The sequence below is a fragment of the Pampinifervens navoyensis genome, assembly GCF_046159715.1.
GTDB lineage: Bacteria > Aquificota > Aquificia > Aquificales > Aquificaceae > Pampinifervens.
The window spans coordinates 1-11,640 of record NZ_JBJXCT010000021.1 but is presented as its reverse complement, the minus strand read 5'-3'; the positions used below and the strand labels follow the sequence as shown (position 1 = coordinate 11,640).

General features: G+C 47.7%; 13 protein-coding genes. All 13 read right to left on the bottom strand.

Features of this window, described 5'->3' with window-relative positions:
• Positions 1-810: 810 nt before the first annotated feature.
• The 13 genes from cas2 (ACKRDP_RS09740) to ACKRDP_RS09680 are packed head-to-tail and all read right to left on the bottom strand — an operon-like array spanning position 811 to position 11,554.
• On the bottom strand, positions 811-1,059 hold the full coding sequence (gene cas2, locus ACKRDP_RS09740; RefSeq protein WP_409154587.1) for a CRISPR-associated endonuclease Cas2: 249 nt from the start codon (positions 1,057-1,059) through the stop codon (positions 811-813).
• The gene (gene cas1, locus ACKRDP_RS09735; protein WP_409154585.1) at positions 1,040-1,939 is read right to left on the bottom strand and encodes a CRISPR-associated endonuclease Cas1; all 900 of its coding nucleotides are present in this window, start codon (positions 1,937-1,939) and stop codon (positions 1,040-1,042) included. The genes cas2 (ACKRDP_RS09740) and cas1 overlap by 20 nt, the downstream gene beginning before the upstream one ends.
• Positions 1,918-2,187 (bottom strand): CRISPR-associated endonuclease Cas2, encoded by a 270-nt coding sequence (cas2, locus tag ACKRDP_RS09730; protein ID WP_409154584.1) that lies wholly within the window; start codon positions 2,185-2,187, stop codon positions 1,918-1,920. The genes cas1 and cas2 (ACKRDP_RS09730) overlap by 22 nt, the downstream gene beginning before the upstream one ends.
• A 27-nt stretch (positions 2,188-2,214) precedes the next feature.
• Positions 2,215-2,931 (bottom strand): CRISPR-associated endoribonuclease Cas6, encoded by a 717-nt coding sequence (cas6, locus tag ACKRDP_RS09725; protein WP_409154582.1) that lies wholly within the window; start codon positions 2,929-2,931, stop codon positions 2,215-2,217.
• Positions 2,931-3,629, bottom strand: a complete 699-nt coding sequence (locus ACKRDP_RS09720) for a HepT-like ribonuclease domain-containing protein (RefSeq protein ID WP_409154581.1) — start codon at positions 3,627-3,629, stop codon at positions 2,931-2,933. Before ACKRDP_RS09720 ends, cas6 begins: the two co-directional genes overlap by 1 nt.
• Positions 3,630-3,645: 16 nt before the next feature.
• Positions 3,646-4,581, bottom strand: coding sequence for a type III-B CRISPR module RAMP protein Cmr6 (gene cmr6 / locus ACKRDP_RS09715; protein WP_409154579.1), 936 nt, complete (start codon positions 4,579-4,581; stop codon positions 3,646-3,648).
• Positions 4,562-4,933 (bottom strand): type III-B CRISPR module-associated protein Cmr5, encoded by a 372-nt coding sequence (gene cmr5 / locus ACKRDP_RS09710; RefSeq protein ID WP_409154578.1) that lies wholly within the window; start codon positions 4,931-4,933, stop codon positions 4,562-4,564. The genes cmr6 and cmr5 overlap by 20 nt, the downstream gene beginning before the upstream one ends.
• A complete protein-coding gene (gene cmr4, locus ACKRDP_RS09705) occupies positions 4,930-5,817 on the bottom strand; it encodes a type III-B CRISPR module RAMP protein Cmr4 (protein ID WP_409154576.1) in 888 nt (295 codons plus the stop codon). The genes cmr5 and cmr4 overlap by 4 nt, the downstream gene beginning before the upstream one ends.
• Positions 5,814-6,812: a type III-B CRISPR module-associated protein Cmr3 gene (gene cmr3, locus ACKRDP_RS09700; protein WP_409154575.1), complete on the bottom strand. Its 999-nt coding sequence runs from the start codon at positions 6,810-6,812 to the stop codon at positions 5,814-5,816. Before cmr3 ends, cmr4 begins: the two co-directional genes overlap by 4 nt.
• The gene (gene cas10 / locus ACKRDP_RS09695; RefSeq protein WP_409154574.1) at positions 6,793-8,583 is read right to left on the bottom strand and encodes a type III-B CRISPR-associated protein Cas10/Cmr2; all 1,791 of its coding nucleotides are present in this window, start codon (positions 8,581-8,583) and stop codon (positions 6,793-6,795) included. Before cas10 ends, cmr3 begins: the two co-directional genes overlap by 20 nt.
• Positions 8,576-8,977: an HI0074 family nucleotidyltransferase substrate-binding subunit gene (locus tag ACKRDP_RS09690; RefSeq protein ID WP_409154572.1), complete on the bottom strand. Its 402-nt coding sequence runs from the start codon at positions 8,975-8,977 to the stop codon at positions 8,576-8,578. Before ACKRDP_RS09690 ends, cas10 begins: the two co-directional genes overlap by 8 nt.
• Positions 8,949-10,283, bottom strand: coding sequence for a type III-B CRISPR module RAMP protein Cmr1 (cmr1, locus tag ACKRDP_RS09685; protein ID WP_409154570.1), 1,335 nt, complete (start codon positions 10,281-10,283; stop codon positions 8,949-8,951). Before cmr1 ends, ACKRDP_RS09690 begins: the two co-directional genes overlap by 29 nt.
• Entirely contained in the window at positions 10,280-11,554 is a 1,275-nt protein-coding gene (locus ACKRDP_RS09680; protein WP_409154569.1) for a TM1812 family CRISPR-associated protein, read from the bottom strand. The genes cmr1 and ACKRDP_RS09680 overlap by 4 nt, the downstream gene beginning before the upstream one ends.
• Between the last annotated feature and the right edge of the window lie 86 nt (positions 11,555-11,640).

Sequence of the window (11,640 nt, the reverse complement as noted above, 5' to 3'; positions counted from 1 at the left end):
GATGCTTCTTAGGGTTTTGTCTTTTGAGGACATGGGAGGATTATAGCACTGGATGGATTTGACGCTTACAACTCCCCAAGGGTCAGATAAAAATGCAACCGGATAACGGACAGCTATGTCTACTCAGTCATCAGATTAGTTGCAACTCCCCGAGGGTCAGATAAAAGTGCAACAGACATTACCTCTGGGGTGGGATTATCCCACCAGATATAAGGTTGCAACTCCCCGAGGGTCAGATAAAAATGCAACCCAGAGGAAGTGCTCAAAGTCAAACGCTACCTGCAGGGTTGCAACTCCCCGAGGGTCAGATAAAAATGCAACTGGCTATAGGGCTATGGCTATAGGGCTATGGTTATGTTGCAACTCCCCGAGGGTCAGATAAAAATGCAACCCTTCTTTGCAAGTCCTTAAAAATCAAGGATTAGAATAGGCTCATTTTTGACTTTTGACATGATATAAATCATAAATAGCCCTCCGGAACCTGAGTATCAATCAAAAGAGAGCAAACACGCATCATTTCTGGTTTTTAAGATGGTGCTTGATAGCTCTGTCTCATGATTTTATCCGGCACTCGTAAATGAATGTTTTGAAAAACTACCCAAAATCTCAAAATTCCCAGCTCTCACAAAAAATATTGACACGAATATCATTCACAAATGGGAAAAATTTAAGCACGCCTCGGGGCTTTCATCACAAAAACCCGTATTCAGTTGCCAAGATGACAGGGGTTGCTTTACAACCCTCAAAACTCTACCTTTCAGCGTAGATATTATACCATATCTGCTGTTAACACAAGGGGTAAGTCTAACCTTAGAAGACGCTCTGGTCGCTTCCGTCGTAGTGGTTGCCTATTTTGATAGGCTGTGCGTTCTTTCTCAGTCTAAACACAGTGAGCCTGAAGTTGGGGCTGTTTTCTGTCAGTAGCGAGGTTTTCAGTGTTGTGGGGTCCTGGTGGGTTTCAAATACGCTCAGCTGGGCGTGGAGTCCATGCCTCTTGAGGGATTTTCTCACCTTCTTCCTTATGCGTTCTTCTGTGTAGTCATACACTACAAGCCTCATACTCTACCTCCATCAATTCAAGAAGTGTGTCCCATAATCTGTCAAGGCATTTTTGATAAACTGGCTCAAGGCTGTTGATGAAAATCCGCATTCCATCTCTGTTGAGCAGGCGACTTTCTTTATCTTTGATAAAGTGGCTCGTTGTAATTGTGTCTTTTTTCAAGAGTTCCACTACATGTTTAGTCAGGAAAGGTCTGAGTGGTTCCATTATGTCGGAGGCAAAACTGGCATGCCTGCCTCTCCGACTGTGAAGAAAGGAAAGGTAGGGGTCAAGCCCCAGAGTTAGCAGAAGGCTTCTTGCCTGATAGTAGGCTATGTTGTAAACAAGGCTCAGAAGAGCATTTACATGGTCCTTAGGCGGTCTGTAGTTTCTCCCAGAAAACTGCGGGATTTCCCTTGATAGGGACTCAAACATGTATCTGGATGCAATCCCCTCGTAGCCCATCAATTCCTCTATGCTGTCCGCCCTTTCTGCCATGGTTCTCATATACTCAAGGTTAACAGAAAACTCCCTCTCAACCTCAATTATCTTCATAACCACGATCCTTGAAGCTACTCTTAGTCGCTGGCTCTTCCACAGCTCGTATTGTCTGATCCTTCTCTCTACCACAGAACTATGCTCGTCCTCTGGTGTAAAGATGCCCTTTAGGTTGAAGTTTCTGGATAAAAGGCACAGACCTGTGCCAGCCCTTGAGAGCATAGTGAGAGCTTCTGTGGTTATGGTGCCTCTGCCTACAAGGAAGAGGGCTGATAGATAAGAGACTGGAAAGGTATGCTCTTTACCGTTAAGTTTGACGCAAAGCCTGCCCTTCTTTTTTGAGAGGTTATAGCCATTGGAGAAGAAGAGAAGAGGTCTTTTCAGATTATGAAGGTTTCCCATGGTTTTATCAGATAGCCCTCTGCATGCTCCAGCTCTTCCACAGGGTAAACAAAAAGCCTGTCAGTTTTTCTGTTTATATGTTTTTCAAGCCTGCTTATCAGAGCCTGTATTTCCCTCTGGCTCATGGACTGTATGTAAAAGGTGCTACGCTGTATGTGAAAGCCCACAGTTCTTAAAACCCTTGCTACCCTGTGCCTGCTTCTATGGTCTCCTATGTCATAGACCACGACCCACGCTCTTTTTTCCATATTACTTAAATAAAACTGACCTCTCTTCTATATTCTGACATCCTCCACATCCACAAAGCCAAAGCCCTCGCCGGTGCGACCGCCCCAGCCCTTCAGATACAGAAGCCTGAGGCTCTGCGGGTCTCCTTCCACTTCAAACCTGCCCACAAAACCTGTAAGATACATGAGCCTCTTACCGCTAGAGCGTCTGAAGCCACTCAGCGTATGCTTTACGACTATCTTCTTCCAGAAATGGAACCTAAGTGAAACATCCCTGTATTCATAGCCCAGAAGCTCAAAGACCCTTCTGTGGAAGCGGTTAAACTCGTTCTGAAAGTCTCCGTGGCTGGGAAGTATAGGCTTGTTCTCTTTGCTCTCAAGAACCGCAGGCGACAGAAGGCGAAAGACCACCCTCGGGCTGTTTATGTTTTTCACCGGCAGACTCCGGATGGAGCTGACGCTCATTTTAATGTCCCCTGACAGTGGAAAGTCCCTCAAACTCAGAAGCTTGCCTGCAAAGGTCTCGCCGAGGGGCTTTTCCAGAAAGCTCATGTAGAGCCTTGCAACCGGCTTTCTTAGGACAAAATCCTCACCATGGAGCTCACCCTCAAAACTCAGAAAAAAGCTAAAGGGTCTTGGAAGCCTTTCAGCATACAGCTCATCCTCCATAAGGCTTTTGAAGGCAGACATGAGGCGGTTTCTGAAAAGAAGTGGAAGCCTGCTCTGGCTCAGCTTTATATCTGCTTGCAACCTAAAGCCTTCCATCAGCTGAGGTCTCTCAGCATTTTCTCCACAACCCTCTGGAGCTCAGGCAGGTCTTCCTTTACCACTCTCCAGACAACGCTGTAGTCCACTCCAAAATAGGCATGTGCCAGCCTGTCTCTCATGCCCTTTACCTTTTTCCAGTCTATCTCTGGATAGTTTCTCAGTAGCTCCTCTGGAAGGTTTTTAGCCGCCTCTCCTATTATCTCAAGGGCTCGGGTTATGGCATGCGTTAGCAGGTCGTTTGATATGAATTCTTCAAAATCTATACCTTCTGTGTGCTTTCTTATGAACTTAATTTCTCTGATTATGTCCATGAGATAGTCATGGTAACTTCGCCTTCTGCCCTGCATGGCTCTATCTTTGAAGCTCTGCCAGTCTTCTCTTACTGGCACATAACTGCTAAGAATATTCTGCCCTATGGCAGGTCTGGACTGCAGGGCTTTCTTTGATACGAGCTCCACCCTAACGCCCAGCTTTTCAGACAGAAAATCCTCCAGCTCCATAAACTCCCAAAGAGAAGGCTCTTTTTCAAAGTCCACAAGCAGGTCAAGGTCGCTGTCCTCCCTCTCTTCTCCCCTTGCATAGGAGCCAAAAACGCCAAGTTCTCTGACTGTATACTTCTCCCTAAGAAGGGGCATGAGGCTTAGAAGCTCCTCCATCAACTTCTGGAGGTTTTCAACCTTTTTGACTGTCTGCATTCTTATAAGTTATGCCTCAGGGCTCAAACCAGCCATAGCCCTTTGCCTTTTTACCACCTACTCCGAAGTTTTGAAGACCGGTTCTCAGGAGAACCTCAGCATATTCAGGAAGCTCGGGCTCTTGCTCTCCGAGGGGTTCATAGTCCAGACAGAAGCGAAAGACAACTCCTCTTTTTAATGTCAGAAACTTTACCGGCACTGGGTTTTGCCAGTCCGCCGGGGGCTTTTGACCTTTGCTCTGGTAGTATTCAGAATAGTGAGGGTTCATGATGTCAAGTTCAAGCTGGTCTGGGCTAAATTTTTCTGGAAAGGCGTCATAGAAAATAATCTGACCTCTTTTTTCCAGTGTGCCAAAGATTTTTCTGAAAGTTATGTGGGCGTCCTTGAACTTTACAGAAGGCTCGCTCAGGACAATTTCAACCTCTCTGTTCCTTAGCTCTTCAAAGAACCTGTGCTTTCTGAAGTTTTCCTCCTCGCTCAGCAAAAACTTTTCAATCTCAGAAAGAGGTTTCTCCTCACCAAGTCTTTCGCTCAGGGCTTCCTGTATGGACAGCAGAAGCACATGCCTTGCAAGACCCTTTAGCGTAGCCCCGTCTATGTATGGCACTCCGTAGGTGTGATGAAAGAGAAAGCCGTTTTCTAAGAGTGATGGATAGCCCATGCCCACCACAAGCCTGTAGGCGGTTTTCAATTTAAAGCTCTTCTGGCAGGGGACGGCTGGAAGCCTGATACTGTAGCTTTTGACCTTCTCTAAAATAGAGGCTAACCTCTCCGCCGAGTGCTGGGACTTTATGCCTCGCTCCAGCTCGTCAACCTCAAACCAGAAGGGGAGGAGCTTGTAAAATAGCAGACCCAGATTGGGGTTTCGAGACTTCTCTGAAAGTCTTTTGACGGCTGAATGGACACTTCCGCCTGGCAACTCTGAAAAGTTTTTAATCCTGCTCTGCTTCATACTTTAGCTCCCCTTCTGCCAGTCTTTTTAGCCACTGGGCAAAGTAAAGAATCTTCTGGGTGTAAAGTCTATACTGGGCAAAGTCAAGACCGGCAAAGAACTCCACAAGGCTGTCGACCTTTTTCCCCTCCATCTTTTCAAGATAGAGCTTTATGTGGTTTTCTATCTCCTGCCAGCCATCATCCTTTGCCTTGGCTCTTATGAAAGCGCAGGTGGTCAAAAGTCCGTTGTGAACTATCATGGAAGGCAACTTTCTTGCGTGAGATGCGTATTTACCTTCAAACCCCTTACCCTTTACCCCCTTTACGCATTCATAAGCCAGTCCTGCCACCTGCTGAAGCCTGCTTTTCATGGCTTTACCTCCCTCAGCTTCACAAGACCCTTTCCTGTTGTCATATCCCCACCAAGCCATATCTCAGAGGGAGCCGAAAACTCCACACCATCCTCCACAAAGAAGTTCACATAAAGCACACTCTCTGCCGGCAGGTATTCTGTGGTCCAGAGGTCGCCTTCCTTTACAGTTCCGCTGTCTGGGTCAATCTTTACGTGGGTCTGCACCTCCGTGTAGCTCTGCACAAGCTCAGAAAAGACCGTATCGCTCACAAGCACCACCCTCTGCTTGTCTTCTATACCCAGCGAGTTTACAAACCCTACAAGACCCTCGCCTGCAGGCTTTGCATCAAAGACGAACTCTTCAAGCATAACCCTGTTGTCTATGGCAACTTCCATAGAGTAGCAGAAGGCTTCGCTATCCTTCGGACTTTCAACCCTTATTTCCTTCCCTGTGTCCCTTGCGTATCTCTGAAGGGCATAGGGGCATGTTACGAGCAGGAATATGTGGCTGACACTCCTGACGGGGAAAAACAGAAGCCTCGCGTCGGTAAAGACCACTTTTCCAGCGTTGCCTTCCTCAAGTTCCCCAGCCGTTCCAAAGACCTGACGCATATATTCAAGGTCTTTTTTGAAGCTATCTTCGTTGATTGCCCTGAGCTTTTTCCTGCCACTGCTTACCTCTTCATCAAGGTCAGAGAGGTTCACACCCTTGTCTGCAAAGTACTCTCTCCATACGCGCCTGAGATGATATTCTCTTATACAACCTTTAAGGCTACTACCCGGCACAAGGGGAAAGCCCGTGTGAACCTCCCTCACTATGGGCGGGTCAACGTGCGACAGCCCCTGCCCCGCACCCACATGAAGGGGAGTGAGAACCTTTAAAAGGTAAGTCCTTCTATTCATCTCTCTACCTCCATAAGTATTCCGCTGTTCCATCCTCTATCCAGAAAATTATCCATGTCCCACCTTATTCCTTTTCTTACATTAACCTTAGGCTTTCCCTCAATCTGACAGAGCCGACATCCAAGCCCTCCGCCGTCCAGAGCCTTCAGCAGAAGCACACTGCCCGGTCTTAGCATCTGCAGGAAGGGCTTGGCAAAGCCCGACACATACTCAACCCCACCACCGAAAAGCCAAAGAAGCTCAAAACTGAGGCTGTTTATCTTCAACGCACTGCCACGCCTGAGCCCACCCTCCACAGAAAGGTGGCTGGTGCAGTAGAACTTGTAGGTCTTGCCCCTTTCTATCTGAATGGGTTTTTCAAAAGGTCTTATGCTTTCCTCTTTCACAAAGGCTAACCTTCTCTCTCCTCCCAGACCTGCGGTCTCCTGCCCTGCATCCTCCCACCTGCCGTCTGCCAGCACGCTAATGTAAGCCCTTGCGAATTTCAGTTGGTTGTTTTCCCTTTCCTTCCTTTCCAGCCTCAGAAACTCCTGAGAATACAGGAGAGTCTCCTTTGCCACCCTTCTGTCTTTGTCCAGACCGATGCCAATCCTGTATTCAACGCTTATGAATTCCTCCAGAGGATACACTTTTATGTTTTCCATGCCCCTTGAGTAGCTCTCCACAAAATGCTGGTAACTTATAAAGGCATTTCCTACTGTTTCAAAGGCTTTATCGGTGCCTGTAATGAGCGGAACGCCTTCTCTACTCAGCCTGAGAATCTTCACCTCGTAATTGTCCTTCTTTTTCCTCTCCTTTACCACATCTGCGGGTGCAGGTATGTAAAGCTGACCCTCTTTCCACAGAAACACGCCGTAGACTTTCTTAAAAAGGTGAAAGAACCTCATTATGGGTGGTGGAAAACTGCTCCTCTGAAGATGTGTCTCTCCGGCACCAAAGTGCCTCAGACCCCCAAAGGTCAGCACATCGTAAGGCTCAAGGACATACAGCCTCATCTATCGCCTCCACCTTGGACAGAAAGCGTGCCACATAAAGAAGTGACTCCAGAGACTCTACGCTCCTCAAAAAGCCCGCCCCGTCAATTCTTTCAATGAGCCCATCAACCTCGCCCTTCAGCCTGCTTTTTCTCCTTAAGACCCTCCTCAGAAGAGCCTTTATAAGGTCCTGCTGAGTTTCAGCCTTTTCTTCTCTGAATATCCATAGCTCTTCTCTGACCGCATAGGGAATGCCGAGAGAAAGAAGCCCCTCTCTAAAGTAGTTGACAATCCTTTCAAAGAGTCCCAGATGATTCCACTGAAGGACCAATCTCACCGGTTGTGAGTTTCTTGGCACCACGCTGATGCATATGCGGTTTTTGCCGGCTTTCTTTGCTTCCTTTTCTGCGTTTCTTACCTCTTCCAGAAGGAACCTGAGGTTTTCGTTTTCATGTCCTATAACAAAGCCAGCGCTTATGGTCGCTTCCTCAGAGCCCATGACTTCAGAAAACATATCCCTTATGCACTTTGCAAAGGACAGAAGGCTCGTAGGATATCCCACCGCCAGCACATCATCACCACCCGCATACACAAGCTCTACAAAGGGTGAATTTTCTCTGGCAAGGCTGTAGACCTCTCTGGCATACTCGGAGAGCCTTCTGGAAAAATTCCTGTGAAACTCTTCGCTGAGCTTTTTACCCCTCTTATCCTGCGACAATCCGAGCCAGACGCCCATGTCGTCCCCGTCCGCCATCAGAATACCAAAGTAGGAGTTGTCTGGCTTTCTGTATCCTCCTCTGTGTGGGTCGTAGAGGTTTTCAAGAGCGGTAAGAAGCTCACCGTAAAGCTCCTCTTCCTGCTCCTGTGCTTCCTTTTTCATCTTTAGCACATCCTCAGGGTCAAGCCAGTCGGCATTTATGTCCTTTATTGAGCAATCCATTTTCCCTTGAATAAGGCAGACCGCCTGCTCTACCGCCCTTATGTATTCCAGATACCTGCCTGCGTTGCTATCCCTCATCAGTTCACACCTTAGCCTCGCCCAGGCAAGGTCCTTTGTGGAGGGAAAGCTCTTTCTTTTCAGTCTATTCTGTCCCTCAAAGTATTCCATGGCAAACCTTTTCGTAAGGCACACACCGCAGAGCTTTTCGCCCTTACCCAGCATAAACCTCTTTCTTTTGCCCAGCTCATCCCAGTCCAGAGCCAGAGCAGGACGCTCCCCGCACAGAGTGCAACCATCAGGATACTTGTTCTCAAAGGTTTCCTCATCCACCTTGCCCTCGTAGGGTCTAAAGCTTTTGAGAGCACCCAGATACCTTTCCAACAGGTCGTAGGTATAGCCGTAATCCTCTGCGTCCGCCACTTCATTTAGTCCCATTCTCTCAAGCCATCCCTCCCTGCCTATGTAATCCATGCAGTAGCAGAAGGACTGAAAGTATCCTCCCGTGTGTTTTTCAAACTGAAGCCTTTCCCTACCGGAGAGTCCAAGAGCAAAGACTGCATGCTCGCAGAGCTCCTCCCAGACCCTTTCAAAGAGTTCTTTTAGCCTGTCGCACAGGTCTTTTTCTGTTTTCACCACCAGCCTGTTGGGATAGCCCGCAAGGTCTGTGTCCCTAAGGCTTTCGTCGTATACGGGATATATTACCTCTCCCAGCTTCTGACTTTCAATCTCCTTAACGAGCCTCTCAGTAAGGTATGACAGTATAAAGCTGGAGCTAAAGAGGTCAGAGAGCTTCCTTGACTGGGATATAAAGCTCTGCACCGGCGAAAAGGTAAAAAGGAGTAGCTTATTCATCCTGTCCCTCCAGCATGCCCTTTACCCTTTCCTTCAAGTGTATAAACAGTCCAAAATAATCCTTTCTGACCCTTTCAAATATTTCCCTTGAGCCCTCAAAGCTGTAAACATGCACCAGCTCATTTCTGTCTTCTATCATCCTGAGCCATGCTTCCTGATTTTCTATAAGCCCGTTCTGGTATGCCTGTTTGAAGCACTCCCTCGGGTTTTTGCAGACCACTCCGAGAAAAGCCAGAGCCTCTTTTATCAGCTTCCATGAAAGCTCGTAGCACAGCTCAAACCTCTTTATGGCACCCTCCACTTCAAGGTCAGACTTTGCCATACTTACACCCTCTTCAAGAGCCATCATAGCTCTTTCAAAATCCTCATACAGGTTTTGTAGCCTGCTTTTCATAGATGGAAACACCCTCAAGGTTTACCGCCTCCCTTATTTTGGGGTCTGCCCTCCTGAGGTCCACAAGGTCCACGTTGCCCACAAAGGAGCCCGTGTCTATGGGTCTGTCGCCGGATATCTCCAGTGCTATGTCTATATCAGAGTCCCTTCTTGCATCGCCTCTTGCCCTTGAGCCAAAGAGGATTATAGCCTGCGGGTCAAAGGCTTTTATGAGCCCTTCTGTAAGTTTTCTCAGGCTTTCTGGCTCAGAGAGTTTGAGGCTGGTGGCTATATTCTGTTTTCTCAGGTGTATTCTCAGCTCCTCCAGTATTTTGTAGTCTGCCATGCCCCTTTTTCCACCAAAGTCCAGCGATTCTCCCTCTGGCAGGAACCTTCCACTCAGCCTCAGCATCAGCCAGCGGTATCTGTCTCCCTGCCTTATGACCTTCACCACAAGGGGCGAAGCCCTCCTTTGAGACTTTGTAGACTTTAAAAACTGGTCTTTGCTGTGCCTGATGGGCAGTCCAAAGGCGCCCATCTCAAAGAGCCTGTTTTTGTGCTGTTTTCTGAACTCCATAATGTGCCTTCCAACCTTGTCCAGTGCCTCAATCCACGAATCAAAGTCGCTTTTGCTGATAAGGAGCTTTGAAAAGGAGAGGTTTGAATACTCAGCACAGAAATCCTTTCCGCCCCCCACAAGCTCTATAGCCTTTTTGAGGTTCTCAGAGAGCCATCTGCCCAGCTTTTCATCAGGACTAAAGCTAAGCCAGTCAATCTCTGGCTCAACCCTTATGCAGTCAAGGTTTCCACCGCCTCTTCTTGCCCTTGAGCCCACACCTCCAAGGTATACGAGAGCCCAGAGACTGGCAACCACAGGCTTGAGATATCTTTCTTCTCCCAAGAGAGTAAGCCTGAACCGGTAGCCCGCTTCAAGAAAACCTCTCTCCCTTTTTTCTTTACTTCTCATGTTTACAGAATAGAGGAGATAGCCCACACCTACATGTTCTCCCTTCAGACCCTCTCTGCCAGCGTAGTCCCAATCAAGTTTATACTTTTCTTTCATCGGCCTTTCGCTTATGTGGTCTTTCCCAGAAACCTCAGACAGTTTTATCCACACCTTTCCAGCCCTTGCACCATCCTCGGTGTGCCCACCGAATATCTCCACCTCTACCTTATAGAGCTTTTCTGTGTCATCCAGTCCCTTGAGAGCCCTCCACCACCACCTGAGAAGCCCCACAAAGCTGGCGGGTCTCAGTTCTGCCTGCTGGTCTGCTCCACCTATAAAAGCCGGCGTGATAAACTCCAGCTCAAAGGTCAGCTTCTTCATGGGCTTGCCTCGTCATACACAAACTCGTTAATCAGTGAGTTAAACTCCTCTCCATACTTGAATATTAACCGACCATCCTCCCCTTTTCTGACATATACGCAGTTGTTTTCCATGCCCGAGTGGGCAAAGAAGTTTCTCTTTACATCTGAGTCGTTCCTCAGTTGCTCGGGCTTTCTTGGTCTGAAGCTCTGGTTTACAAAGTGTCCAAGCTGATTCCACTGCGACTGTGCTCTTATGCCTGCAAACCTGTTTAAGTCCTTATTCAGCAAATCCCTGTTTACATACAGTCCGTAATGCTCGTAGATATAAAAAAACTTTTCAAGGTCTTCCAGTGTAAACTCTCTGCTTTCCCTTTCTGGTCTTATGCCTGCCCTTTCTAAGGTGCGGGATATATCGCAGTAAAGGGAAAGGGCAAGGAATATGGCTATTTTCTCATCGGGTTTTTCTGGCAGGTTGTATTCGTAGGTCTTCTTCTCAGGGTCAAAGTATCCCGGGTCGTATTCCTTTAGATACCTGTCCAGCAGGGAGCTGATGGCTCTCTGCACCTTCTCCTCCGGGTCGTAGCCAAAGGTGAGTATGACCGGAGGCGTGTTGTATTTGAGGGCTTTGTAGGTGCGGTAGAAGCTTTTTAGCAGTCTGATATGTTCCCGATTGAGCCCGTGCGATAAAAGGTGTTCGTCCTTTGTGTTCTTAACTGGACTGTCAAACCATGCGTTGACCCTGATGGGAACATCGTCGTATATCTTTGCCCTTTCCACTTCCCCTCCTATGATTGGGTCCGTGTATACCATGTAGGATTCTATACTGCCCTCTCTGAAGTGCATGAGCCTGTCAAACACCACGAGATGCCTGAAGGCTTCCTTGAGAGCGTCCGCATAGACATTCAGACCCTGAGAGATGTCACAGTAAAAAGTCCTGTAGCCTCCCTCCAGATAGTATTTCAGTAGATTGAGAAAAATCCAGAACTTTATATATGGGTAGCTTCCTTCAAAGGTGTAGCCGTGAAGATTTCCGATGCTGGGGGTGTAAATGATGTCAATCTGGCTGTCTATCAATTCCCTGAGGTCTTTCTCCTCTTCTCTATACTTTGAGTTTGCAGGCAGAGAGTGGGGCAAGAAAGCCACCAGCTTAAGACCCCCACTGTAGTGTCTCTTTATTGCACAACCTGCAAGCTCACATTCAAGGACTTCATTAGAGTATACGTATCTTACCGTTCTTTTTCCTGCGGTGCCACCAGATATCCAGAAAAGTATTCTCCCACCCTCCACCACGGTAATATATTAACGCAAGTTGCAAGTTATAGCATCCCTGCACTCCAGAGCCTATGGAGATTGTAAGAAATTACCGCCATGTAGAT